Source organism: Shewanella sp. Sh95, from assembly GCF_001308045.1.
Taxonomy (GTDB): Bacteria; Pseudomonadota; Gammaproteobacteria; order Enterobacterales; family Shewanellaceae; genus Shewanella; species Shewanella xiamenensis.
Window position 1 is genome coordinate 1 of record NZ_LGYY01000208.1, and the last position, 26,199, is coordinate 26,199.

Sequence of the window (26,199 nt, forward strand, 5' to 3'; positions counted from 1 at the left end):
TCAATCAGTGCCTTAGAGGCCAGCATCAAGCTGTTTAATCGTTTTAGGTGAAGTTCTGGGCAGTATTGGTGTAAAGAATGTTGTAGGATATTGGCTTCGCGCATCTTGTTGTCCAAGTGTAGTTTTTGGCGAAACCATTTGATCATGCAACAAGATGCGCTTCCACCCTAATTTGATGATTTATTTGTAAATCATCAGGGGATTCTTCAGTGCTGAGCATTAAGTAAGGTATATGAAAATTTTTCACATAATTCCTCCCAGTGTTTAGGTGAATTTTTATACTTTATGAACTCATTTTTTATGATGGAATTTTCGTTAAAAAGATATTCTTGAGTGTTTTCATTTGTGTGTGTGTGACTTACTGCTAACTTAGCAAAATCTTGAAAGTTTGCTATGGAACCTTCGTCACCTTCGAACTTTTTATAGATACCTTGGTCAATAAAGATGTGATAACAACTCGTATTTAAATAATTCATTTCAATTCTACTCTAATCTGTTGGTTGGTATTTTTTAATTAATTTTATAAATAGTATTTAATAATGTTTTTATGGTGACATCAAAATAATGAGAGTTTTATTAGAAGTTTTAGCTCTTTTCATACTCCAACCTCGCTTTTACTTAGGCATCTTTGGGCGACTTGGTAGATGATGGAGTCGACTTGTTGCTGGGTAAGATCTTGGGTTTTCAGTTTCGGGATCGTTCCGACTAATTGTTTGTGGTTAAGGATTGGGAACGGTGGTTTCGATTGACTTGTGACATACCAGCCGGGGAATACTAGGGCTGGGGTGGCAGCGACGGGGGAGCCTGTGGCTTTGGTTAACCATTGGCTTACCCATTGGGCTTGGCGCTGCGCTTGTTCGATTGGTTTGGTTTCTGTCCACGAGGGGAAGTTTAAGCGCCCGTCTTTGTAAAATACTTCATAGCCTTTTTTGCCATTGCCATTGCCATTGGTTTGGCGTAGGTCTTTATTGCGCTTATGGCGGCCTTTGGTTTCAATCGCGAATACGCCATTTTTGCCGATCACAAGGTGGTCGATATTAAAGCCGTCGGCTTGCACATCGTGAAATACTTGATAACCCAAGGCTTGTAGGCCGATTAGTTCATTGGCGGTAGCGATTTCTGCCGTATGCCCTAGGCGTAATTTGGTAAGTTTGGAAAAGTTTTTCCACGTTTTAAAGCTGCAATAGCTTAAGCCCATTAACGCTGAAATACTTAACATCCAAGGGAATTTACCTGCTGCAATATGTGCTTGAATGCTGTTAAGTGCAAAGGGGAAGCAAAAGATCATGGCTCCCATCATCATGTAACCCATTAAATCTAATTGCAGATCTTGGATTTGCTTTTGTAAGCCGTAGGCAGGAATGCGGGTTAGCTGCTCACGATCAACGGGTAGGGTTAGCGTTGCATCGCGGTAGCGAAGAAATACATGCAACACTCCTGCACCGACAAACAGGCTGGATAGAATAATTACAACGGATAATAGGTTGCTGCCGAAATCTGCCATTTACATCCTTGAAGTAAAAAGGTTTTTTATTCCATAACGCACATATAACGAATGTGCTTTATACCTTGGTGACAGAGGTGGCTGTTAAGAGGGGAGTCAGATAATTGATTGGCTGCTTCATCCCTAAATAGCGTGCTCGATATGGGTGTTCGAGTGTGGCTCTGCATTTCCCTTAGTGGTCACACTTTAACCTGCGTTATGTGGTGTAATCAATGCGTTTTATCACAAATACTTATTTTAAATAACAACTTGTGAATATTTGGGGTGATGAATTGGGGGGAGTTTTGGGGTTATGCAGGGTAAATAAAAACGGCCAATTGAATTGGCCGTTGTTATTTTCCGTTAGCAGTGGCTGCTTAACGGTAAAATGCTTCTACTGTGCCTTTGATGGTTAACAGCAGAGGTTGACCGCGACGGTCTAAAGATTTGCTTGGTACTTTAACCCAGCCTTCGCTGATGCAGTATTCTTCAACATCGAAACGTTCTTTACCGTTCACGCGGATACCCACATCGTATTGGAAGACTTCAGCCACATGGTGGCGGCTGCGCGGGTTAACCGAAAGACGATCCGGTAATGCGGGTTGTGAAGTTGTGTCAGTCATGGTCGTTATCTGTAGTGAACAAAAAGTGCGTTATTGTAGGCAATCCCGCCGCCTTGCTCAAGGACTGTTGTTGTCAGTCTGTGACGCCTAAGCCGCTATCTTGGGCGAGCGGCACTTAGTGTGTGTGGTTGCATAAGCCTGTATCGTCTTTTGTTCGCACGCGGCGCGGGGTAAACTCTGGCGGCGTTGGCTTAAGGCATCGCGCATAAGGCTTCGCGCTTAACGTTTACGACTTAGTTCGACCCGTTATTCACCCATATTAGACCCAAGGCACAATAGTTAACTTGCCATGCATGAAGATATCAGTATTCCCTTGCCATCACTTATCCATCGTATCGGCCGCGAGGCGGCAAAGCGGGCGCAGGCAATGGCGCTAAAGCACGGCTGCGAGCTTAAGCGGGTGCGCCGCTCCCGTAATTGGAGTATCACGGGGCAAGCTATCGCCATTCAAAGCTACTGCGCCGAGTTAACTGCCCAGAGTGATGCTGCCGAATTTGCCTTTCTGATCAAAAAGATCGATACCGCTTTATTACAACACGCCGATAAGCTTGAACCACTCAGCGCAAAATTGGTTCGCCTGATCAACCAAAACCCCGCCATCACCTTGGGCGAACTGATGCAGCAAACCCAATGCAGCATCAGCGAGGCGCGCCTTGCCCGCTTCGATGCCGAACTCTAGCGCTTTGCTTGTGGGAGTGAGCCGCCTTTGATTTGCATCAACACAGGCGCCTGTTAAAGCGGTCACTATATTAGCCAAATTTTATGAATGGCGGCGTAAACCATGACGGATGCTAGGCTGATCACCCTCTTAAAAATCTGTATTAGCATAGGGCTATGCCTGATTGCGCTTGGGATTTATCTGCATAACTTTAATGTGACCGTTGAAGCCATGGGCATAAAAGGCATTATTATCAGCGCCGTATGCGTTGCCGTTGGCATGGCGTTATCCCTGCCGACCAAGATGTATCTCACCTTTTTACTGGTTAAGCGCGAGGCGGATAAGCAAGGCGACGCTGAGCATTAACCCTTAGCCAAACCACAGTCAATGCCGCAATAAATCCCACTGTTCTACTTGCTGCTCACTGCATAAAACTCCCGCTGGTGTTTTTTTAACATAATTAACCCAAGACTAATGGTCGAAAAACACCGATAATTCCCCCCAGATGATAGCGCCCAAGGGCAATGCTGTGCGGTAACGGATGCGATTACCGCGTTTGAGCATATTGAGTGGAAAAATTCTAATGGAAATCAAAGTTAATTTTCTCGACAACCTGAGACTCGAAGCCAAGTTCGACGATTTTACGGTAACGGCCGATCAGCCCATTCGTTATAAGGGCGACGGCTCGGCGCCGAGTCCCTTCGACTACTTCTTAGCTTCTTCGGCGCTGTGTGCGGCCTACTTTGTGAAGGTATATTGTAAATCCCGCGATATTCCGACGGACAATATCCGCCTGTCGCAAAACAATATTGTCGACCCAGAAGATCGCTATAACCAGATTTTCCAGATCAATGTCGAATTGCCCGATGATATTTCGGATAAAGACCGCGAAGGTATTCTGCGCTCTATCGACCGCTGCACAGTGAAAAAAGTAGTGCAGACTGGCCCAGAATTTAGAATCGAAACCGTTGAAAACCTCGATGCCGATGCCAATGCCATGTTGATGGGTCATCCCGCGGGAGAGAGCAGCACCTATATTTTGGGCAAAGATTTACCGCTGGAGCAGACCATTGCCAATATGACGGCGATGCTCGCCGATTTGGGGATGAAGATTGAGATCTCCTCATGGCGCAACATTGTGCCCAATGTGTGGTCGCTGCATATCCGCGATGCCGCATCGCCCATGTGTTTTACCAATGGTAAAGGCGCAACCAAAGAGAGCGCACTGTGCTCGGCCCTCGGCGAGTTTATTGAGCGGTTAAACAATAACTTCTTCTATAACGATCAATTCTTTGGGGTTGAGATCGCCAATAGCGAGTTTGTGCATTACCCGAATGAAAAATGGTTTGCTTTAGAAGAGGACGATTCGCTGCCAGCAGGCCTGTTAGATGACTACTGCCTCGAGATTTACAATCCCGACGAGGAGCTGTGTGGCTCGCATCTTATCGACACTAACTCGGGCAATCGTGAGCGCGGTATTTGTGCGATTCCTTATACCCGTAAATCCGATGGCGAGACTGTGTACTTCCCATCAAACCTGATTGAAAACCTGTTCTTAAGTAATGGCATGAGCGCGGGTAACAACATCAAAGAAGCCGAAGTCCAGTGTCTCTCTGAAATCTTCGAGCGCGCGGTGAAACGCCAAATTATCGAGCAAGAAATCGTTCTGCCAGATGTGCCAATGTCGGTGTTAGAAAAATACCCAAGCATTCTTGCGGGCATTAAGGGCTTAGAAGAACAAGGCTTCCCTGTGGTGGTGAAAGACGCCTCATTAGGCGGCCAATTCCCAGTCATGTGCGTGACGCTGATGAACCCGAAAACCGGCGGGGTATTCGCCTCCTTCGGCGCCCATCCAAGCTTTGAAGTGGCATTGGAGCGCAGCCTGACCGAATTACTCCAAGGTCGCAGTTTTGAAGGCCTAAACGATGTGCCAAAACCGACCTTTAATAGCATGGCGGTGAGCGAGCCTGAAAACTTTGTTGAGCACTTTATCGACTCAACAGGGGTTATCTCATGGCGCTTCTTTAGCAGTAAGCATGACTATGAGTTTTGCGAATGGGATTTCTCCGGCACCAATGAAGAGGAAGCGGACCGCTTATTCGGCATTTTAGAAGACCTCGGTAAAGAGGTGTATGTTGCCGAATTTACCGAATTAGGTGCATCGGCTTGCCGTATTTTAGTGCCTGATTACTCTGAGGTTTATCCAGTAGAAGACCTGATTTGGGATAACACCAACAAGGCGCTGGATTACCGTGAAGATATTCTGAATCTGCATTCTCTAAGCACTAAGCAATTGGTTAACCTAGTCAATCGCTTAGAAGAAAGTCAGCTCGATAACTACACCGATATTCGTACCCTGATTGGTATCGTCTTCGATGAAAATACCGTCTGGGGTAAGTTGACGATTATCGAGCTTAAGATCCTGATTTATCTCGCACTCGGCGCGCATGAAGAGGCGCTGGAATTAGTCGGTGAGTTTTTGCAATTTAACGACAACACCGTGAAGCGCAATCTGTTTTACCAAGCAATGAGCGCGGTACTGGAAGTGACGCTGGATGAAGACCTTGAACTCGAAGACTTTAGCCATAACTTTACCCGCATGTTTGGCGCGGAAGTCATGGAACAAGTGGTTGGTAGCGTCACAGGTAAAATCCGCTTTAGCGGTTTAACTAAGACCAGCATGCAACTCGAAGGGATTGAGCCGCATTTACGCTTAATCGAAAGCTATAAAAAACTGCACGCCGCCCGCAAGGCCAAAGCGGCGAACTAATAGCTATAGCTAAGAAGTTGATGTGTAGAAAAAGCGAACCTAGGTTCGCTTTTTTAATGGCCGTTTGCCATGGATATACAGCCTTAAGCACTATTGGCGATAACGCGATTTTTGCCATCCCGCTTGGCTTGATAGAGCGCGGCATCGGCGCGTTTCAGGGTATCTTCATAGGATTTATCGTCTGCCTCTATGGTGGCGACGCCTATGCTGACGGTGGCAAAGAGTCCATTTACGGCGTGTTTTTGTAGTGCTTTGAAGCAGCAATCGCAGAGAAATTCTGCAAACACTATGGCTTGATCGTATTCAACGCCGGGTAGGGCGATGACAAACTCATCCCCACCAAAACGGTAGGCACTGTCGGTTTTGCGGAATTGCTGCTTGCAGGTATCGGCGACGGTCACAATGACATTGTCCCCCGCATGGTGGCCAAGCTGATCATTGATCTGTTTTAGATGATCGAGATCCAGCATTAAGATGGAGGCAGGCACATGGTAGCGACTATAGGTATCGAATAGGAGGTTTAAGTCACGCTCTAATCGGCGACGGTTAAATAGTCCTGTGAGTTGGTCTGTATCGCTTAATTGCCGTAGCTGGACTTCAAGCTGATGGCGTTTGGACATATTACTTGCAACCCAAAGGACGACAGGCTCGTTATCAACAAGAAAATCCAGCGCTTGAACGCGTCCCTCAAACCAGATGGGTTCTGATGGACCTTGATCGGATAAGCCTTTGACATCCTTATTACTGAGCTCATATTCTTCAATCTGCAATTTACGGCTGATTAATGCTTGTTCAATAATGCTGAGGTAATAATTGGCTTTTTCTTCGTTTAATACGTCACTGATATATAGGCCGACTAATCCACTACCATCATGGTAATAACGATCATCTTTACCGCCAAACACCGCAATATAACGACCACTTTGGGAAAGGATAAACGCTGGATCGGGTAGGGCGTCCAGCACTAAAGCGATTTGCTCAACATTGATCATCAAATCTACTCCCTGACACATTTTATGTGTTCATTATCCTTGCTACTGCAAATGTCATTATTGGCAGTCATTTGGTTTTGAATTTAGCTTTTTTTTGTGGATATTCAAACCTTAAACTTGGGTTCAGCATTGTTAACAATATGATGAATAGTCGACTAGCTTTATCAGTTTAGGTGGTTTTTGTGGTCAAATCCTCGATCTGCAAACAATTAGGGTTAATCCCATTTAGGTGAGAGTGTAAACTTTGGCGCATTAACATTTAAAACGAGGAAATGCCATGCACACGGCAGATGATTTTATTCAGTATTTAGCGCTTGAGCAGCATGTAGAAGGCGGATATTACCGTTCGTCTTATCGCTCCGATTCGGCCTTCGATCCGAGTCGTCAGCTGTGGAGCAGTATTTATTTCTTACTGCGAACGGGTGAAGTGTCGCATTTTCATCGACTTACGGCCGATGAGATGTGGTATTTCCATGCGGGGCAATCATTGACGATTTATATGATTTCCCCCGAAGGCGAGCTGACCACGGCGCAGTTAGGGCTTGATTTAGCTGCGGGCGAAAGACCACAGTTTTTAGTGCCTAAGGGCTGCATTTTTGGCTCGGCGATGAATCAAGATGGATTCTCGCTGGTGGGCTGTATGGTATCACCCGGTTTTACCTTTGATGACTTTGAGTTGTTTAACCAAGAAGCTTTGCTGGCGATGTATCCGCAGCATAAAGAAGTGATCTACAAGCTGAGTCGACCAGAGGCGAAATAGCGCCGTTAGATCATTGCGTTATCATGCAATAGGTTATTCGTTGACTGGATTCGATCGCCGCATGGCTTTTATCTCGACATGCGGCTTACTGAGGTTAAGTGCGAATAATGTGGGTTATCTGCACCATGGCATCACGTGCCGATTGGCTGACGCCAGCGAGTTGGAAGAAGCCGTGGATCACCCCTAAATAGCGGCGGCAATGGGCATCGACGCCTGCATCTAATAGGTTACGGAATAGCTGCTCGCCCTCATCTAACAGTGGATCGAACTCGGCGGTAATAATGTGAGTTTCGGGTAAACCTGCTAAATCCTGGCTACGCAGTGGGCTGGCTTCAACATCGGTTCTGGGATGCCAGTCGAGGTACATATCAAAGCCCGTGAGCAGCGTGTCGCGGGTGATAATGTACTTGTCGCCATTGTCGATATAACTCTGGCTCTTGGCGGTCGCATCCAACATCGGATAGATAAGCACTTGTTTTTTAGGTAACCATTCCCCCTTTGCCTTTAACCGCAGGCAAGTGACTAAGGCTAAATGGCCGCCGGCACTGTCGCCCATCAAGGTGATATTAGTGTTGTCACCGCCCCATTGCTGGCAATGTTGCTGCACGAGATTGGCCGCATTGAAGGCATCGTCATGGGCTGCTGGGTACACATGCTCAGGGGCGAGACGATAGCTAACCGCCACCACTAATGCGCCGGAATCATTGGCAATTTTACGCAGTTGCTGATTATGAGTAGCGATGCCGCCACTAACAAAACAACCACCGTGATAGTAAATAACCACGGGTAAATTGTTATCCGCCGAGGGCTTAAACAGGGTTAATTCTATACCCTCAAGGGATAAGGTTTTGACCTCAAACACAGCCTCCGGCTCGCCAGCCAATACCGTGCTGGCAATATAACCTTGGCGACGTTCCTCAAGGCTTTGCTCGCGCACCGAAGGGCAACCTGCGGCGATAAACTCGCTCACCAATTGTTTAATTCCGTCTTCTAAATAGCGTTGGCTCATGTGCAGTTTCCCTGAATATATTCGGCGAGCGTTTATCGCCCATTGTGGTCGGCAAAGTGTATCGACTCAATCTAGAAAAGGGTAGTGTGTCATGGGGGATTTGCAATTAACGCCATCTATTTCAGTTGATTAGCAGTTATTGATTAACGCTTATTGATTTGTCATTGCTGATGTATTGCGACTCCTATGTATTGAGCTTCGCCCGATGAATACGGTTGCAGGGGCAGGTTTTAGGTTTGATGAAGGATTGAGCACAATCTAAAAATGTAAGAAAATTACCGCTCGCCAGCCTTGGCGTGTTATTGCTATTTCACTTGTCTTCCAGCGGTAAGGATCGGACGTGGCCACATCAGCTAAAACCCTGCAACAACGCATGGGCATTGTCGCCCTCACTTGGCCGATTTTTATCGAAACCTTGCTGCAATCCTTACTCGGGATCAGCGATATTTTTATGCTGAGCCAGTATTCCGACAATGCCGTCGCCGCGGTGGGACTCACCACTCAATTGATGTTTTTTATGATGGTGATGTCGATGATGGTCAGCACGGGTGCCAGCATTCTGATCAGTCAAAATAATGGTGCGGGGCGAACCCAACAGGCGACTGATATTGGTGTCGCCAGCGTGGCCTTAAGTTTAGGTTTAGCAGTGGTGATGGGCGCATCGATGTTTTTCGGTGCCCACGGCATTATCGGTTTATTTGCGCTAGAGCCTAAGGTTGCGGGCTATGGTTACGATTATCTGCTGATCTGCGGCAGTTTGAGTATCGGGCTGGTGATGAACATTGCCTTTGCCGCCATCTTACGTAGTTACGGTTTTACCCGCTCGGCTATGTTGGTCACATTGAGTACGGGATTGATGAATGTGCTCGGTAACTATATTGCCCTCTATTCTCCCTTTGGTTTGCCGGTTTATGGGGTAACTGGGGTGGCGATTTCAACAGTGACCAGCCAGATGATTGGAGCCTTGATTATGCTGGCAGTGATCCGCAGTAAGCATATTCCGTTGCCAATGCAACGACTTAAGTTATTGCCGCGCAGTACCTATTGGAGCGTGATGCGCATAGGTTTGCTTAATGCAGGCGAAATGCTGTCCTACAATGTGGCGCAGATGACCATCATCTATTTTATTAGCCAGATGGGCACGCTCTCGCTGACGGCTTATACCTATGGCTTGAATATCAGCCGTTTTATTTACTGTTTTGCGGTGGCGCTAGGGCAGGCGGCGCAAATTCAAACCGGTTACTACGTCGGTAAACAATGGTTTGATGAGATCACTGTGCGGGTGCAAAAGTATTGCTTAGTAGGCTTTATCGTCTCCCTTGCCATAGTGTTAACCTTTTATTGGCAGCGTTTTACCATTGTGGGTTGGTTGAGTGAAAATCCTGAAGTGATTGAACTTACTGCACTTCTGCTATTGGGCTCTATCGCGCTGGAAACCGGCCGAGTCTTTAATCTGGTGATTATTTCGGCATTAAAAGGCGCGGGGGATGTGGCGTTTCCTGTGCGCGTGGGCCTGTTTAGCATGTGGGGCATTGGCGTACTGTTAGCTTGGTTCTTTGGGCTGCATTTAGGTTATGGCGTACTTGCCGCTTGGCTTGCCGTTGCGGCCGACGAGTGGGTGCGAGGCTTGATTATGGTACACCGTTGGCGCTCGGGTCGCTGGCAGCGTTTTACGCGTATTCCGCCAGCAACCTCAGCTTAAATCGTTCTGATAATAAAAGGTCAACCCTTATTGGTTGCCCCATTTACCCGATTTCAGCAGTTCATTTTTAAATTGTAGATACCTTGGGTGCCCTGCATCGGTTTCGATTTCCATGGTGCTGTAGGGGGCAAAAAGCGCACCGGGAATTTGGTATCCTTGCGCCAACACATCCTCTAATGAGGGCATAAAACATTCTTTAATCGGGTCAAAATGGATTTTATAACTGGCATAGCCGCGCTTAATAAATCTATCGGTTATGTTTTTGAATAGCTGTCCAAATGGGGTATCGAGTGTCTCCGGCGTGGAGTAATAAAAGCCTTGTCCGTACCAGTAGAGCAATAAGGCGGTACCCGCATCACAGAGTGGATGTTCGATAATTGCCCTCACCATATCGGGATCATGGTCATCCCAATTCAGGTTGCCCGCGACAAAATGCAATTCCTCCATACTTTGTAAGTCACTGATACAGATGATTTGTGTCGCCACTTTACCAAAGTAGACGCTGTATTCATGTAAAGCGTCATAATCGGGATCGGCGAGCAATTGGGCGAGTCGTTGTTGATTGGCAATACAACCTAATTCGGCGCATTCATAGGCGCGAATAAATTGTTCTTGGGTTAATAACTTGGCCACAGGCGTCCTTGGGAGTGTTGAAATAAGCACACTCGCCAGCTCTGCGAGAGCTGGCGAGGAATTGGAGAGTCTTAGGCGTTAAGCTTGCTGTTGCAGCAGGGTACGGCACAGCTTGATAAAGTCAGAAGAAGTCACAATCCCCAATACTTTCTTATCGTTATCGACTACGGGTAAGCAACCGAGTTTATTATCGATAAAGTATTCTACCACCACGGTTAAGGGTTCATCCGCAGTTAACTGCTGGCAGTCTTTGTCCATCACAGTCGCTATGGGGGTATAGCGTTCTTTGCGATCGAGCGCGCCTTGGCCGTATTTATTCAACATAGACAATACGCTGGCGATCATCTTTTTGTGGGTAAGAATACCGACTAATGTCCCGTCGGTTTCAGAAATCACTGGCAAATGGCGTACGCCACGGGTTTGCATTAAATGGTGAGCATCTTTAAGGCTTGCACCATCGCTGATGCAGATGACCTCAGTGCTCATAATATCGCTGACTTTCATCCTAAATTCCTTTTTTAACAATGCCCTGAATTTGGTCCTGATTAGGCCAAACGCTGAGCGATTTGCCACTGATCCGATGTTAGCAGCTTAATCATAGCTTGTGCCAGTGCTGTACAAATAAAGTACGTCATCCAGTATAAGCTTATGAATTAAAAGAAATCATAAAAGGCTGACAAAGATGTCACAAATGTGTAACAGTGATGTCTCACAATCGGGGCCTTATTAGACCTCATACCAGTGAACACCTAACAAAGGAATAATAATAATGAAGCGAACCGTGACTCGTCGTGATTTTTTAGCCATGTCAGCCAAAGGTATTGGTGCCGCAGTGATTTCCTACGGCCTAATGGGGTGTAGTGACAGTAATGATGATAACTCTGTGCCCGCACAGTTTTTACATGGGGTTGCCAGTGGTGACCCAGCGCAGGATGCGGTGATCCTTTGGACCCGCGTGACGCCGGATTCTGCTGGGGATGTAAAAGTCAGCTGGCAAGTCGCCAGTGATGCAGCATTCTCTCAATTAGTGACCACAGGGGAGATGGTCACTAATGCTAATCGTGATTACACCGTTAAAGTTGATGCCCGTGGTTTACGTGCGGGACAAACCTATTTCTACCGCTTTATGACGGCTGATAAAACCTCTGTCGTGGGCAAAACCCGCACTTTACCCGAGGGAGAGGTGAGTTCAGTCAAGTTAGCCGTGATGTCCTGCGCTAACTTTCCTGCGGGTTATTTTAACGTGTATGAATTGGCAGCGGCACAGGATGATCTCGATGCCGTGGTGCATCTTGGGGATTATATTTACGAATATGCCCGTGGTGGTTATGCCAGCGAACATGCGGCAGAGCTTGGCCGAGAAGTGTTACCCGCCAATGAGCTACTAACACTTAGCGATTATCGTACCCGTTACGCCCAATACCATACCGATGCCAGCCTGCAAAAACTGCATGCTAAAGTGCCTTTTATTACGGTATGGGACGACCACGAAGTAGCAAACGATACTTGGCGTGATGGCGCTGAGAATCATAACGAAGGTGAAGGGACTTTTGCGGCACGCAAAGAAGCGGCGTTGCAAGCTTACTTCGAGTGGCTGCCGATTCGTCCATGGCGCGAGGGCAACCATGAGGAGATTTACCGTAGCTTTAGTTACGGCAATCTGGTTGATTTGCATATGCTCGATACGCGTGTGTTAGCCCGTGATAAGCAGCTCGACTATGCCGACTATATGGATGCCAGCACGGGTACCTTCGATGGCGAGCGTTTCCGCGCTGATGTAACTTCGACCTCGCGCACTATGTTGGGTTTAACCCAGTTGCTCTGGTTACAGGGCACCTTATTGCAAGCCACGGGTACTTGGCAGGTGTTGGGTCAGCAGATCCTCATGGGCAAAATGTCTCTACCTGCCGCGATTGCCACCCAGCAAATGAGCATTCCACAATACGCCATGCTTGGTGCGCTGGCGAAGTTAGCGGCCCGCGCAGCGGCAAATGATCCAACCTTAACGGCGGCCGAATTACAGTACTTACAGGCCAATCAAGCCCTGTTAACGCCAGAGGTGATTGCCCTGCTGCAACTGCCATCTATTCCTTATAATTTGGATGCATGGGACGGTTATGCCTATGAAAGAGAAGTGATTTTAGGCACGGCTAAATCGAAAAATCACAACCTAGTGGTGATCGCGGGTGACACCCATAACGCCTGGGCGAATGAGCTTAAAGACGTCAACGGTAATAGTGTTGGGGTGGAGTTTGCCACAAGCTCAGTATCATCCCCTGGATTGGAATACTATTTAAATCTGCCTGTGGAGCAGATCCCCGCAACCGAGGCGGCAATTGTCGAGTTGGTGCCGGATCTGAAATACACCAACCTCAAAGATCGCGGTTTTATGACCTTAACCTTCACTAAGGAAGCGGTGCGTAGCGACTGGCATTATGTCAGCACGATTCTGGCGAAGGAGTTTGAAGAGTCGACCAGCCGTAGCTACAGCGCCATGACTAAGGTCGGTGAACATATTATCAACCCAGTGAGCTAACTTAAGCTCCATCCTTTGCGTTGAGCTTGTACTCGTTCCTTGTTGGCCACCTTTGGGTGGCCTTTTTTTGCGCGTTTTTGTTAGTTCTGTCCTAAAAATGCAAAATAAACCGCAGTTAATCTACAACTTATTACTATTACTGCAGCACGGTGGTTTTTTTTGGTATAAAATTCGCTCCCAAAATTCGGCGGCTGCCTACACTTGCTAGGACTCTTATAAAGAGAATGCTGTTCTCGTGTTTTGGACGCCGAACAGACCTTACTAGGTAAAAAGCTACGCTTTGCCGCCTAAAATCAATAATTAAGATGGGGATCGGTGTCATGTCAGAAAAATATTTCGTTACCGCACAGCAACTGCTCGAAGATTCATTTCTGTTAGCTTCACAGGTTTATGAGAGTGGATTCCGTCCGCAGTTTATCGTGGGTATTTGGCGTGGTGGTGCTCCAATCGGGATCGCGGTACAAGAGTTTTTCGACTTTAAGAAGGTTGAAACCGACCATATCGCTGTGCGTACCTCGTCTTACTACGGTATTGGTACCGACAAGCAAAGCAAAGAAATCAAAGTACATGGTCTGCATTACATTGTTGAAAATGCCAATGCTAGCGATAGCTTACTGATTGTGGACGATGTGTTTGACTCTGGCCGTAGCATCCACGCGCTGAAGGAAAAGTTAAGCCAACTGATGCGCTTAAATATGCCGCAGGATATTCGTATCGCTTGCCCTTATTACAAGCCAAAGAATACCGCTGTGCCTTTAAAGCCAGATTACTATATTCATGCCTCTGAAGACTGGTTAGTGTTCCCACATGAAGTGACGGGTTTAACGCCGGAAGAAATTGCCGAAGGTAAGGGCGATTTAAAAAATATTCAGCATCTTTTTAAATAAAAAGAATCTGTTAATAAAAAGCGTTAGCAGTTTTTGCTAACGCTTTTTTGCTTCTCGGTTTTGAAATAGCGCCTATTTATTGGGTCTATAAATCCATGCAGTTGGCATAGTAAGTCACAGTCGCTGGCCAGTCCGAAAACACGCCAATCACGCCCACATCTTTAGCTAATACATCGAGTAGTTCGTAGGTATCGCCCTCATTATCAATGGCATCGGTAATACTTTGATAATAAAAGCCGCCACCATTTTTTAATAAACCAGAACGTTCCAGCGACCATGTGATGATCTTAAGTCCCGAGGCTTTAGCAGCCTTAGCGTATTCCGATGGAATGATTTTTTTATCCGCATCTAAAGCGACTAAAACCCAGAGTGGTGGCGCGATAATTTCGACGCCTTGGGTCTTTAAATCCGCCATTGAGGGTGACCAAGTCGCTGAATTTTGCGGATCGAAGGCGTTGTTATAATCGTACCTGTCATCGAGAAATACTGCCTGTTTAGCAAATTCAGGCGCGTTGGCGACCCAATATTTAATGTCATCCAAAATAAAGGATTGAGGAAAGACCTGTGAGGCATCGACGCCTGCTGCGGTATATTCATCGAGCATCTTCTGGGCGTACTGCTGCTGAGTAAAACCATCGAAGGGCATAGCTACGCTCGCGGCTTTTAGCTCGGGTGTCATTTTTACACCGGCCTTTTTAAACATCTCAATGCTTTCGGCGTGGGTCATTAGGGTGCCATTGCCAGCATATAAATCCGTGCGCCACTTAGGCGTACCATTCATAAACTCCTCGACAGTGGTGGCCTTGGGATTCTCGCCCTCCATCTTACCCTTTAAGGTTTTAAACTCGGCAAGGGTGATATCACTGGTACAGCAGGTTGCTGTGGCGGCAATGCCATTGGCCGGATCGGCGGGCGTAAAAGGCACAGAGCATTTATTGGCTAGTTCGGGAATGGCCAAAATATTGGTCGTGCTGGCGAGATCGCACTGAGAGTGGCGGCAGACTAAGGCTTTATCGGCGGTAAAGGTCACATCACACTCGACGATACCCGCGCCGGAATCAATAGCCGCTTGGTAGGATTCTTTGGTGTGTTCAGGAAACTGCATCGCCGCGCCGCGATGACCGATGGAAAACTCACTGCGATAAAAATGATCAGTGGTGCATTGTTCTAAGCGGGTTTTAAGTGTGCTGTCTTGCATCTGGCGCACCAGAAACAGCGGCCGCTCACCCACTTGGGCTGCAACCATTTGAGTGGTGGGTGCTGTGGTCTCGTTATCTTTAGTATCACTGTTGCAGCCAGCAAGCAGAGCTGTTGTGGCAAATAGCATGTAGCGTGTTATTGGAGAGGTTTTCATCATCTTTCCTAGATTGAGTTTTTGTGAATGGATTCACCTCAAACTCTAAAATGGCTAGATGACTAAATATTCAGTTTTATGATCAAAACAAGAAAAGTTACCGTTTGCCCGCCGCTTTTACGCTAGCTTGATATTGAGCTTAGGACTAAGATTAGGGCGAAAAATCATCTAGCATGTCGCGTTACTTTTGGGATTATTACGGCTATTTGAAAGTGCTAAGCATGAAAATTTTCTCGCAAGCGATCTTTCTGTGCCGAAATCAAGTAAACTGCGCTCCTTTTGTTTTATGATGGCGTTTGTATCGCTTGATAAGACAAACGTGGCAAGCATCATTTAGGAAATAGAGCAGAATGAGCAAGGGTAAAAAATACGATTTTCGCGTCACTCAAGCTGAAAATGGTTGGAAGACGGAAATCACCCGTCGTATGACGTCGACTAAGACGGTTGTGTCGAAAAGCCATGATGGTTTTGCGACTGAGGCCGAGGCACAAGCTTGGGGTCAAGCCGAGCTGCAAGTGTTTTTAGGCACACTGGTTGAGCGTAATAAGCGTCGCTCAGAGAAACAAGCTAAGGCTAAATTAGCGGCTGCATTAGCAGCGGAAGCGGCAACTGACGCCGATGATTTTGATGATGAAGACGAGTTCGGCGAAGAATAAATCGCAGAAGAAATCTCGGAACAAAAGTCTCGAAGGCAAGCTGGCTTATGAGCCAATCTGCATTCAACAAAAAGCGGACCCAAGGTCCGCTTTTTGTTATGCCATCTTAAGGTATTCCCCTAAGTAGCTGTTAGGCAATGGGATTAGCCTTGAATTTTAAAGCTACCTTGCATAATCGCCCAGTGACCTGGGAAGCTGCAGAAGAATTGGTAAGCTTCAGTTGGGCTCATACCCGCAGTACTAAATTTTATCGAAGTAGATTCACCGCCACCCACTAACGCAGTGTGAGCAATAACACGGGTATCACCGGCTTTAACATAAGCTGCATCGGCACCAGCACTCATTCCATCGGTCGCAACGGCAGACATATCTGCGGCTTTAGTTAATACCCAGTTGTGGCCCATAGCGGCTTTGGGCAGGGTACCAGTGTGCGTTAGGGTCAGTGTGACTTCTTTACAGGTAGCAGGAACAGATAGCTCTTTAGTGTCAAATTGCATTGCGTCAGTCGCAGCAATCTTTAGTTCACATTCGTTAGCACTCGCTTGGCTGGCGACGAATAATCCTAGACCGAGTAGGCTTGCGCTAGTCATGTTACGGAAAGTGGTGCTTTTCGCTTTCATCTGGTACTTCCTTATTCTGAACAAGGTGGATCGAGCCGTTTGACTCGAGTATGCGCTGCTCAGCATAGGTTGAATTCATTAAATGGGAATGAATTCGGTATGTAAATTATGTATATACAACTTTTGGTTGAAAGAGATTGAGTGCGACAATTTGCCGCACTCATCAGGCATTAACGCGGCACTTCGTTGCGGTAGGGAATGGCGCGTTGTGCGCCTTCACGGGTAACCGTAATCGCCGATGCCGCATTGGCAAAGCCGACGGCGGCGGCAATCGACATACCTTCACTTAAGCCGACAACCAGTGCACCGTTGAAGGTATCACCAGCGGCGACTGTATCTATGGCTTGTACTTCAAGTGCCGGAATTAGCCCGGTAAAGCCTGCGCTACTGATAAATGCACCTTTGCTGCCTAAGGTGATCACTACCGTCGCAATCCCCTGTTGATGTAGCCATTGGGCGGCGAGTTTGGCATCTTCCTCATGCTTGACCTCTATACCCGTTAAGGCTTCGGCCTCGGTTTCATTGGGAGTAATAATGTCGACCCATTTGAGGTAGTCCAGCTCCTGAGTGGCCGCTGGCGCAGGATTAAGCACTGTGGTGATACCAAGACGTTTGGCCATTTGCAGTGCATTACTCACCGTCTCAGTGGGTGTTTCGAGTTGGATCAGTAGGTATTGTGCATTGGCAAACAGGGCGTAATGTTTTTCTAACTCGGCAGGGCTGAGGTGGGCATTAGCCCCAGCGGCAATCCCAATCGTGTTTTCGCCATTTTCAGCGATAAAAATCATCGCTGTACCTGTACTCATATTGGCAACTTGAGTGATGCCATCAGCTTGTATACCGTCCTTGAGCCAACTATTGCGCATTTCATTACCGATACCGTCTTGGCCTACATGGCAAATAAAATCCACGCGAGAATCGGGCAGACACAGGCGAGCGCAAGCGACGGCCTGATTTGCGCCCTTGCCACCATGTTCTAGCCGATAACTTCGGCTTTTTAGGGTTTGTCCGGGAGCGGGCAAATACTCAAAATTCATGACATGATCGGCGTTGGCACTGCCGATAACAAGAATATGGCTCATGGAAGGTTCACCTTAGTGTCATCTGCGGTTGAGATACGTTGGAGTGTAGGCCGCTAAGCTGTCAACTAACAAGTCAACAAAGCCTTGTCTGTCGAGTCCAAACAGTACAGTGGCATTCGCAGGTTTAGCCGTAAGCTGATAGCGGTCGACTACCGTCATCCCCAGCGTTAATTCGCTCTGGGTTTCAATCTCTACTCGACAGTCTTGGGCATCAAACAATTCAGGTTTGAGTAGCCAAGCAATAGTGCAGGGATCGTGCAGCGGCGCACCCACAAATCCCCATTTGGGATCCCTATGATAAATCATAAAGAAATCGAGTAACTCGGCGACACATTTAGCCACAGGGTTGGGAATAGCACGAATACGTTCGATATCTTCATCCATGATCTGTGCCTGATGTGTTACATCGAGGCCGCACATGGTAATAGGGATACCGGATTTAAACACGATATCGGCGGCTTCTGGGTCGACAAAAATATTAAACTCGGCGGCAGGCGTCCAATTGCCGACACCCGCTGCACCGCCCATCAATACAATGCGTTCGATCTTGGCGTGTAATTCGGCGTGGCTTGCAAGTAATAGCGCGATATTGGTAAGTGGCCCTGTGGGAACCAGTGTCACGGGCTTATCACTTTGACGCAGCTGCTGCGCCATCAACTCAACGGCATTGATGCTTTGTGGCGTAAAGCTGGGTTCTGGTAATACTGGGCCGTCGAGTCCGGTTTCGCCGTGGACATTATCGGCAATGATTAACTCACGGCTTAAGGGTTTAACCGCACCGCCCGCGACCGGAATATCACTGCGATTTAATAAGGTTAAGATCCGCAGGGCGTTATTAAGTGTTTTATCGGGGGTTTGGTTACCCGCGCTGGTGGTGACGGCGAGTGGAACGAGCTCTGGATGGGCGAGGGCTAAAATGAGCGCAATGGCGTCATCATGGCCAGGATCGCAATCCAGAATAATAGGACGAGTCATACTGTTACTCCTTTAAACAGCGCAATGGAGGCTTAGAATAGCACGCTAAAACTTGAAGACAGTGAGTCTCATTGTGTCTTTACAATAAACTGTGAGCATTTTCTGATTTCTCTTCATAAGCTGCTACAATAGCGCCCGCTTTAGGCACAATAAAGATAGATATTCAATGCCTTAAATATCATGGAATGATAAGGACGTTCTGGCGTGTTGGTGAATCCTAGTCAATTAACCTCGAGTACCTCCACTCGTTTTTTGGGGTGGTTAGAAATACTCTTAATCTGTATCCCTCTGCTGCTTTTTAGTTTTGCCGCCTTATTTCTGTGGGAAGGCGTGCAAAAGTGGTCGTTGGCCAATCAACTTGTAGAACGTGGTGCTGTCGCCATTGGCCGAGTGATTGACACTGAGTATCGGAGTGAACGAGGTTCGAACGGCATCTCTCGCCAAAGATTGGTGTGTTTGGTGGAGTATCACACCGCCGAGGGCGAGGAAATTCGTCAGTGGGATCTCGATGGTGTGGATTGCCGTGCAACTTATCAATTAGTCTCGCCGCAGGATGATACGCTGGGGGCATTCGTGCCCAACTATGCGCAAAGTGCTGTGAGCTACTTGCCTGATGCACCAACACGGGCGAGCGCCAATCTTGAATTAACCCGCGATCGCGCCAAACTGGACGTTGGCTTTGGTGTCGCAGGCTTATTATTTGGCTTGTTTGTCGGTTATTTCTGTTTGAACTTATTCAGAACTCGTTGGGCCGAGTGTCGTTATGTGCCAATGCTCAAGCGTTTAGGACAGCAGCAGGATTACGCTGGGATTATCAATCTGCTTGAAACCTACAGGTGCCACCCCGCCGCGAATATTCTGGTATGGGAAGCAGCCGATCATATCGGCCATTGCAGTGAGTTATACCCGCGTTTTGTTGCCTTATTTGCCCAAATGCAATCTGTGCCAAGCAAAAAACAGTTAGAACCGATAGATGAATCCATTGTGATGATTAGCTTTTATCGCTTGAGTTCCTTAGGGTTTCACGACTTGGCGCTAGCTATGTTAGCCCGTAGCAATCAAGCTTTGTCGGCAAGAACCTTGGCAACCTTTGTACTGATAACTCGCACTTATCAGCTCCCTTTGGCACTGACATTATCGGCAGAAAAGCTCAAGGCATTGGAGGCACTTTGTTATGCCAAAGAGCTCAGTTTTGGTTTGGAGGATGAAAAACAATGCTGTGTCGACGTTGCTGCCCGCATCGAATATTTACTTTGGTTAGTTAGATGGGTACTCGATAATACGCATGGTGCGCCGGAGCAAATGGTTAGCCCCGTGCAAGCGCGGATCTTGGCGGCGTTTGGCCAGACAATGGCGCTGCAAACACTCAGCCTCGATAGCGCGCAGGTGATTGATAAAAATACACAAGTATTATTATCTCGGTTAGATACGAGTCATGGTTTTCAGTGCGCATTGAGGCCGATAATCGAGTCATTATCGGATAACGTAGCGCAACATATTCAACAACTCACGTTTTCAGCAACGACAAGGAAATAAGTTATGCAGTCTTATTCAATTCCTCGCCCTTTGGCATTGGTAGCAGCCTTAATCGCCCTACAATTAACGGCTTGTAGTCAGCCGAAACCCGTAACCGTATTCGAAAATGATAAGGAAGCCTTATTGCAGTTTGATAACGGCAAACTGCTCCAATTTAAGGAAAATCCGAGTCCACAGTACCGCCATATTCCCTGTGATTTACCCGCTGTCGAGACTGTGGTCACCAATAGTTCGGCCTTTGCGGCGTTAACACAATCCGGTGAGGTGATCACTTGGGGTGATAGCTATGCTGGTGGCGATAGCCGCGAGGTGACTGAGCAGCTTAAGCAAGTTAAGCAAATCGTCTCGATTAAAGATGGGTTTGCCGCGTTACGTCAAGATGGCACTGTGGTGTTCTGGGGCAATGTGGGTAAATATCGCCTCGACAAAGCCCTACAAAACCGCATGACTAATATTACTAAATTATTCGCCAACCAAGAGGCCATTGCCGCGCTAGATGCCACAGGCAAGGTACACACTTGGGGTTATGGCCCTTACGGTGGCAATAGCTTGCATGTGCAGGATCAATTAGTTGATGTCATTGATATCTTTGCTAAGGGACGCAGTTTTGTCGCCCTCAAAAAACAGGGCAGTGCAGTGATTTGGGGCCAGATTGAAGAGTCGACCAATATGAAAAAGTTGCTCCCTCAGCTTACGGATGTGGCGAAGATCGAATATTTTCAACACACCTATGCCGCCTTGAAAAAGGACGGCTCAGTAGTGAGTTGGGGCTGGCGCAGTGATACTTATCCTATCCGCAGTGCCTTAAAAGACGTGGCGAGTATGACGGCAAACAATTGCGCATTTGCGGTGTTAAGTCCTACGGGGGATGCGCATTTTTGGGGCGATGGGATTAACTGTGGCGTCGATTGGATTAAAAAAACCGACATTACAGGCGTGAAGGAGATTATCAGTATCGGCTCAGGCTTTTTATTACTGCGGGATAAGGCGGTGCCGCAAATTATGGCCGACGACACTGACTACGCGTATATGTTTGGGTTTCACTATGCCCAAGAGATTCTTGATAAATATTGGCAGGAAGGCAGTGTTATTACGCAAGGACCATCCTCCTTTGTGTTTACGCGTCCCGATGGCAAAGTGGTGCCCGTTGGATATCGAGCCAACCGTGATAATGTGGAAAAGTTAATGGCACGTATTCCGCGTCTCACGTGGTTAGATGGCGCAAATGACGGTTATGTTGGCATTAGCGAAAAGGGGGAGCTGGTCTCTTGGTCGATGAATTTGCCCATGTTCGACAAGTCGCCTGTGCAACCTGCTGACTCGTTAGTGATTAAGCCGCTGGATTTAAGCCCGGTTGCCCAATGCGAAACCCCTGAGCAGCGTCAGGCGATTTTAAGTAAAGACAGACCCCAACCTGCGGCAAAAAACTGGGATGGCGTTTTCTAACTCATCTGAGCTTTCTCGCCAATCTGAGATTAATGGACTTTCATCCGTATAGACGTCTATAATGCGCGCGCTTAGGTCTTTAATATTCTGAGCCTTGTTGGGCGTTAACAGGTTTGACGCCCTTTGAACCTAATTTTGAGTCAACCTTCTGTGGTGCTTGCGATGATGAAGTCGCGAGATAATCGGGAAGCCAGTGAAATTCTGGCACTGCCCCCGCAACGGTAAAAGGTGAGAGACGACCGCATTTGACAGGCGTTCACGATGAGCCCTGTAATCGAGTGTGTAAAGGTCAGTTTCGCGTTCATCTCAAGTTGAGATGGATATAGCCTAAGTCCGGAGACCGGCCCTAAAGGTGTTTTTGAGATTTCGGTGGGCAGATCTCAAAATGCGATAGTGACTATCAGTGTTTTCTACTGAATCAACGGTATCGTGGCGCTAATGCCCCGTTTTCCTTGTAGGAGTTAAAGGTAAAATGGGAACACATCCAACCAAAATTGCGCTGCTGATTGGCAGCCTTTGCAGTGTATCAATGATCGCGCCCGCTGTGGCTGCCGATGAAACTCATGCCGCCAACGTCGATGAGCATATCGTGGTGATTGGCCGTGCTGATAAGACCCCGTTAAATATTGCCGCTAATGTGAATGTGATTGATGCTGCGGCGATTGAAATGAGTGGCGCGACTAATTTGACTGACGTCTTACGTGGTCAGAGCGGTATTCAAATTTCGGATAACAATATTGGTACTAGCTTTGCGATGCGCGGTTTTAGCGCCAGCGCTGCGGTAAACAACACCTTGATTTTGCTCGATGGTCGCCGCCTAAATAACATCGATATTGCTGCGCCTAGCCTGAATGCAATTCCCTTAAATCAGGTTGAACGCATCGAGATTTTATCCGGCAGTGCGGGCGTGCTCTATGGCGATCAAGCCGTGGGTGGCGTGATCAATATTGTGACTAAATCGCCTGAGAATACCGGCGGCAGCGTGCAATTATCCGGCGGTAGCTTTAATACCTATGAAGGTCGCGGCGATGTGTCTGGCGCGATCAACAAGGATTGGCGCTATTTCTTGACCGGAAGCTACAACCAAGGTGACAACTATCGTCAGCATAACGCCAATGAAACGGGTTCTATCCTTGGCCGCATTCAATATAAAACGGCGACTGATTCGTTCTTTGTCGAAACCAGCTATTACGATGATGACCGCGAAAATCCGGGCTCGTTGACCGTAAATCAGTTCAAAGAAGACCCACGCCAGTCTTCCAATAAAAGCGAATATGTCCATGAGATGACCACTGCGGCGCGTACGGGCTATCAGCATCAGCTTAACCAAAACTGGGCATTAGCGGCGGATCTAGATTACAGCGATACCTTAGTGACCTCATTAAACTGGGGGGCGGGTAGCCAAAATACTCGCTCACTGCTGATGTTTAGCCCTAAGGCGCTCGCCAATTACAGCACCCGTCAAGGCGAGCTAAACCTAGTGACAGGTTTGGATATCAGCCGCGGTAAGGCCGAGTTTGACTCTATGGCGCGCAGCAATGTGCAGGAAATGCAAAGTGCTTACCTGCAAGCCACTGTGCCATTAAGCCACACCTTAAGCTATGTAGTGGGCGGCCGTTATGCGCGGGTGACCGACGATCTGGTCGATGGCAATGTGTATCCAAACGGCATCGATTTAGATGAAGATGCGACCGCATTCGAGTTCGGTTTAAATTACCGTCCGAGCGCCGAGCACAGATTCTATCTACGTGGCGATGAAAACTTCCGCTTTGCTAAGGTCGATGAGCAAGCTTACACCCCGAAAGATGTCTATGGCTTAAAGCCACAGACAGGCCGTTCCTATGAGGCGGGTTGGGATTGGACTGTGGCTAGCCAAAGCCTACGCGTCAGCCTATATCGCCTCGATTTAGAAGATGAAATTGTCTTCGACCCGAGTGCGGAAAAACCTGTTGGTGGCAGCTTCCAAGGCGCCAACGTCAATGCCGATGCTTCACGCCGCTATGGCGCGAGTGCCGATTGGGATTGGCAGGTCACTCAAGCCCTCACCTTAGGCTTGGAATATAACTATATTGATGCCGAATTTACCGATGGGGTGAATGATGGCAAGCAATTGTCTTGGGTTGCGGAGCATACGGGGCGCGGTTATGTCAGCATGGATTTTGCCGAGCATTTCCAAGTATTTGCTGAGGCAATTTACACGGGCGATCGTTTTATTGAAGGCGATAACGGCAACGAAGGCGATAAATTATCTAGCTATGTTTTAGGTAATCTAGCCCTTAACTATACCCGTGATGCTTGGTTAGCGAGCCTGCGTATCGATAACCTGTTTGATAAAGAGTATGTTAGCTCGGGTTACTACGGTGGCATTTGGGGTGATAGCTATTACTCAGGCCGAGGCCGTGATATTCGCTTGACTGTCGGCTACCGCTTCTAAGCCGAATCCTGATAATTAAGTGATTTAGCGCATTTTAAAGCCAGACGTTGTCTGGCTTTGTTATTTCTGCTGTTGGGTGCAGAGAAAAATCATTTTTACGGGTGTAATATAGGCTAAGTCGTTGCTTATACTGTAAAGCACATCATCTTTAGGGTTAACGCAATTATTCTACGACTTAGTGCTGAAATTCTTTGTAGTTTGGGTATGATGTGAGCGGTATTCGAATCATCTTATAGCTAATTAACAGGTGTAAAGTGTCCTATGACAGATCTTGAGCAACAGGTTTTTACTCAAGTGAGAGCCATCATAGCGAATGAAGAGCAAGTCATTGGCCGCCGTGGGATCTTAATTCCACTGAAAAAGGCCATTCTTGCCGAAGGCGATATTCGTAATGTGATCGATATTATTTCGAGTGATCCCGCGTTAGCGGCCCATATGTTGATGCGCAGTAATTCGGCGCAAGCTTCTGGTGTGGTTAGCCCTAAGTCTCGCTCTTTAAAAGATGCCTTAATTCGTTTGGGCCAAGTTAATATTTACCGTTACGCCTTTACATTTTATTTGAAAGAACGCCTCGATGAATTGCCTCAACCCTATAAGAAGTTGGTTCAAGGTTATTGGAAACTCACGGAAAATATAGCAACTGATGCGGTTGACAGCTTAGTTGATATGCCGGATGTCGATATCGACCCCGATGAGGTGCAAACCTTGGCGCTGTTTAGTGTGTTCGGCCAGATTATTGCCTTAACCGCATTTGCTTATTTGAATGCCAGCTCTGAGCAACCTTTCCCGCTAAGTGTGATTAAGTCTTTGATCGATAATCAGCAACAAACCTTAACCATCGAAGCCTTTGAAGCCTTAGATCTTGACCAAGATCTGCGTCAAGAGTTTATGATCGCCCACAATCTGCGCCAGACCCGTAATCAAAATTCCCCCGGGTTAATTCTGCGCCGAGTATTGTCAATGCGTGGTTTATTGCTTAACCCGCTCTAAGCACCGCCCATAAAAACAAAGCCTGCGATTGCAGGCTTTTTTGTTAAACATTTCAAAGCTTAATTGGATTTTTGCTGGCGGGCTAAGCCTTCGCTTGCCACCAATTGCAGCCAGTTTTGCACTAAGGCCGAGTTCGCACTGTGGCGTCGATAGGCACCAAATAGTGGGCGTTTTAAGCCTTCTTGCCCCAGTTTGACGGTGGCGAGACTTAAACCATGCCCTTCATTAATCGACCAATTGGGCAGGGCGGCGATACCGTCCTTACAGGCGATGCGCTGCAATAACATCATGGTCAAATCACAGGTTTTTTGCTCGCCGGCTTCTATGCCCGCGGGTTCCAAAAAGTGACGGTAAATATCTAAACGCGCCAGTGGCACCGGATAACTGATTATCGGTAAACGCGACAATTGCTTGGGCGTAACATAGGCTTCTTTCGCTAGGGGATGATCCTTGGCAACCACTAACTTCACTTCAAAATCAAACAAATGCTGATAGGCGAGCGAGTGTCCCGGTACGGGATCTGAGGTCAGCACTATATCGAGTTCGCCCATCTCTAAGGCATTGAGCGAGTCGAATAGATGACGGCTCGACAGATCTAACTCGGCTTGGGGATGATCTTGCCTAAATTGTTCCATCACTGGCATTAACCAGCGAAAACAGCTGTGGCATTCAATGCCAACTCTGAGCTGATTGGTTTCAGTTTCCAGCCCATTTTTGAGATCGGTTTCCGTCTCTAACACCTTAGGCAGGATCTCTTCGGCGAGGTGCAGCAGGCGTGCACCTTCCTGAGTAAAGGAGAGCGGTTTGCTTTTACGCACAAAAATGGGCGAGTTAATTCGTTGCTCTAACTCCTTAATTTGATGGGAGAGAGCCGATTGAGTGACAAAACGTTTTTTGGCTGCGCCCGCCAAGCTGCCACTTTCCTTCAGTGCCATTAAGGTTCGCAGATGTCTTAGTTCGATCATGATCACTCCAAGTGAATTTCGCTCATGTTGTGCTTGAAATCAATTCGGTTGCTGGCATAGAGACTATCACAATAAACTTCTAGACGTC

Annotated in this window: 23 protein-coding genes and 1 riboswitch; of the genes, 12 read left to right on the plus strand and 11 right to left on the minus strand. The window is 47.4% G+C overall.

Annotated elements, in window-relative coordinates:
* Positions 1 to 595: 595 nt before the first annotated feature.
* Positions 596 to 1,504: a nuclease-related domain-containing protein gene (locus AEA42_RS22715; RefSeq protein WP_055648138.1), complete on the minus strand. Its 909-nt coding sequence runs from the start codon at positions 1,502 to 1,504 to the stop codon at positions 596 to 598.
* Positions 1,505 to 1,860: 356 nt separating this feature from the next.
* On the minus strand, positions 1,861 to 2,106 hold the full coding sequence (locus AEA42_RS14990; RefSeq protein WP_011624059.1) for a DUF3297 family protein: 246 nt from the start codon (positions 2,104 to 2,106) through the stop codon (positions 1,861 to 1,863).
* A 289-nt stretch (positions 2,107 to 2,395) separates the two neighbouring features.
* Between AEA42_RS14990 and AEA42_RS14995 the strand changes: the two genes are divergently transcribed.
* The 3 genes from AEA42_RS14995 (at position 2,396) to AEA42_RS15005 (ending at position 5,534) form a co-directional block, all read left to right on the plus strand.
* Positions 2,396 to 2,785, plus strand: a complete 390-nt coding sequence (locus tag AEA42_RS14995) for a ribosome recycling factor family protein (protein ID WP_047538769.1) — start codon at positions 2,396 to 2,398, stop codon at positions 2,783 to 2,785.
* 102 nt (positions 2,786 to 2,887) lie between these two features.
* Entirely contained in the window at positions 2,888 to 3,130 is a 243-nt protein-coding gene (locus AEA42_RS15000) for a hypothetical protein (protein WP_055648139.1), read from the plus strand.
* Positions 3,131 to 3,347: 217 nt separating this feature from the next.
* Positions 3,348 to 5,534 carry an OsmC domain/YcaO domain-containing protein gene (locus tag AEA42_RS15005; RefSeq protein WP_055648140.1) on the plus strand — a complete coding sequence of 729 codons (2,187 nt, stop codon included), beginning with the start codon at positions 3,348 to 3,350 and terminating at the stop codon, positions 5,532 to 5,534.
* A gap of 83 nt (positions 5,535 to 5,617) precedes the next feature.
* On the opposite strand, the gene AEA42_RS15010 is transcribed toward AEA42_RS15005, so the two are convergent.
* Positions 5,618 to 6,526, minus strand: a complete 909-nt coding sequence (locus AEA42_RS15010) for a GGDEF domain-containing protein (protein ID WP_037430746.1) — start codon at positions 6,524 to 6,526, stop codon at positions 5,618 to 5,620.
* Positions 6,527 to 6,803: 277 nt separating this feature from the next.
* Here AEA42_RS15010 and AEA42_RS15015 point away from each other — a divergent pair, with 277 nt between their 5' ends.
* Entirely contained in the window at positions 6,804 to 7,286 is a 483-nt protein-coding gene (locus AEA42_RS15015) for a cupin domain-containing protein (protein ID WP_037430745.1), read from the plus strand.
* Positions 7,287 to 7,380: 94 nt separating this feature from the next.
* Here the strand turns inward: AEA42_RS15015 and AEA42_RS15020 are convergent, their stop codons facing one another.
* Entirely contained in the window at positions 7,381 to 8,295 is a 915-nt protein-coding gene (locus tag AEA42_RS15020; RefSeq protein WP_037430742.1) for an alpha/beta hydrolase, read from the minus strand.
* A 340-nt stretch (positions 8,296 to 8,635) separates the two neighbouring features.
* Here AEA42_RS15020 and AEA42_RS15025 point away from each other — a divergent pair, with 340 nt between their 5' ends.
* Entirely contained in the window at positions 8,636 to 9,997 is a 1,362-nt protein-coding gene (locus AEA42_RS15025; protein ID WP_055648141.1) for an MATE family efflux transporter, read from the plus strand.
* A gap of 27 nt (positions 9,998 to 10,024) precedes the next feature.
* Here the strand turns inward: AEA42_RS15025 and AEA42_RS15030 are convergent, their stop codons facing one another.
* Positions 10,025 to 10,630: a DUF4274 domain-containing protein gene (locus AEA42_RS15030; protein ID WP_055648142.1), complete on the minus strand. Its 606-nt coding sequence runs from the start codon at positions 10,628 to 10,630 to the stop codon at positions 10,025 to 10,027.
* A 78-nt stretch (positions 10,631 to 10,708) separates the two neighbouring features.
* Positions 10,709 to 11,134 carry a CBS domain-containing protein gene (locus AEA42_RS15035; RefSeq protein WP_037414382.1) on the minus strand — a complete coding sequence of 142 codons (426 nt, stop codon included), beginning with the start codon at positions 11,132 to 11,134 and terminating at the stop codon, positions 10,709 to 10,711.
* Positions 11,135 to 11,399: 265 nt separating this feature from the next.
* On the opposite strand from AEA42_RS15035, the gene AEA42_RS15040 reads away from it, so the two are divergent.
* Both AEA42_RS15040 and AEA42_RS15045 read left to right on the plus strand, forming a co-directional pair.
* Entirely contained in the window at positions 11,400 to 13,166 is a 1,767-nt protein-coding gene (locus AEA42_RS15040) for an alkaline phosphatase D family protein (protein ID WP_055648143.1), read from the plus strand.
* Between the two features lie 320 nt (positions 13,167 to 13,486).
* A complete protein-coding gene (locus tag AEA42_RS15045) occupies positions 13,487 to 14,053 on the plus strand; it encodes a phosphoribosyltransferase family protein (protein ID WP_011624046.1) in 567 nt (188 codons plus the stop codon).
* Positions 14,054 to 14,138: 85 nt separating this feature from the next.
* On the opposite strand, the gene AEA42_RS15050 is transcribed toward AEA42_RS15045, so the two are convergent.
* Positions 14,139 to 15,407 (minus strand): glycerophosphodiester phosphodiesterase family protein, encoded by a 1,269-nt coding sequence (locus tag AEA42_RS15050; protein ID WP_055648144.1) that lies wholly within the window; start codon positions 15,405 to 15,407, stop codon positions 14,139 to 14,141.
* Positions 15,408 to 15,757: 350 nt separating this feature from the next.
* On the opposite strand from AEA42_RS15050, the gene AEA42_RS15055 reads away from it, so the two are divergent.
* Complete coding sequence (locus AEA42_RS15055; protein ID WP_037414426.1) at positions 15,758 to 16,063, plus strand: DUF3622 domain-containing protein; 306 nt, start codon at positions 15,758 to 15,760, stop codon at positions 16,061 to 16,063.
* A 143-nt stretch (positions 16,064 to 16,206) separates the two neighbouring features.
* On the opposite strand, the gene azu is transcribed toward AEA42_RS15055, so the two are convergent.
* The 3 genes from azu to rihA all read right to left on the minus strand — a co-directional run bounded on the left by azu (position 16,207) and on the right by rihA (position 18,740).
* Positions 16,207 to 16,683 carry an azurin gene (gene azu / locus AEA42_RS15060; RefSeq protein ID WP_055648145.1) on the minus strand — a complete coding sequence of 159 codons (477 nt, stop codon included), beginning with the start codon at positions 16,681 to 16,683 and terminating at the stop codon, positions 16,207 to 16,209.
* 170 nt (positions 16,684 to 16,853) lie between these two features.
* Positions 16,854 to 17,765, minus strand: coding sequence for a ribokinase (gene rbsK, locus AEA42_RS15065; protein ID WP_055648146.1), 912 nt, complete (start codon positions 17,763 to 17,765; stop codon positions 16,854 to 16,856).
* A gap of 18 nt (positions 17,766 to 17,783) precedes the next feature.
* Positions 17,784 to 18,740 carry a pyrimidine-specific ribonucleoside hydrolase RihA gene (gene rihA / locus AEA42_RS15070; protein WP_037414420.1) on the minus strand — a complete coding sequence of 319 codons (957 nt, stop codon included), beginning with the start codon at positions 18,738 to 18,740 and terminating at the stop codon, positions 17,784 to 17,786.
* Between the two features lie 204 nt (positions 18,741 to 18,944).
* On the opposite strand from rihA, the gene AEA42_RS15075 reads away from it, so the two are divergent.
* The 4 genes from AEA42_RS15075 (at position 18,945) to AEA42_RS15090 (ending at position 25,146) form a co-directional block, all read left to right on the plus strand.
* Positions 18,945 to 20,276 (plus strand): DUF3592 domain-containing protein, encoded by a 1,332-nt coding sequence (locus AEA42_RS15075; RefSeq protein ID WP_055648147.1) that lies wholly within the window; start codon positions 18,945 to 18,947, stop codon positions 20,274 to 20,276.
* Positions 20,277 to 20,279: 3 nt separating this feature from the next.
* Positions 20,280 to 21,722: a hypothetical protein gene (locus AEA42_RS15080; RefSeq protein WP_055648148.1), complete on the plus strand. Its 1,443-nt coding sequence runs from the start codon at positions 20,280 to 20,282 to the stop codon at positions 21,720 to 21,722.
* Between the two features lie 134 nt (positions 21,723 to 21,856).
* Positions 21,857 to 22,086, plus strand: a riboswitch (cobalamin riboswitch).
* A gap of 108 nt (positions 22,087 to 22,194) precedes the next feature.
* Positions 22,195 to 24,156, plus strand: a complete 1,962-nt coding sequence (locus AEA42_RS15085; protein WP_055648149.1) for a TonB-dependent receptor — start codon at positions 22,195 to 22,197, stop codon at positions 24,154 to 24,156.
* Between the two features lie 261 nt (positions 24,157 to 24,417).
* Positions 24,418 to 25,146 carry an HDOD domain-containing protein gene (locus AEA42_RS15090; protein WP_055648150.1) on the plus strand — a complete coding sequence of 243 codons (729 nt, stop codon included), beginning with the start codon at positions 24,418 to 24,420 and terminating at the stop codon, positions 25,144 to 25,146.
* A 59-nt stretch (positions 25,147 to 25,205) separates the two neighbouring features.
* Here AEA42_RS15090 and AEA42_RS15095 read toward each other — a convergent pair whose 3' ends face one another.
* Positions 25,206 to 26,111 (minus strand): LysR family transcriptional regulator, encoded by a 906-nt coding sequence (locus AEA42_RS15095; RefSeq protein ID WP_055648151.1) that lies wholly within the window; start codon positions 26,109 to 26,111, stop codon positions 25,206 to 25,208.
* Between the last annotated feature and the right edge of the window lie 88 nt (positions 26,112 to 26,199).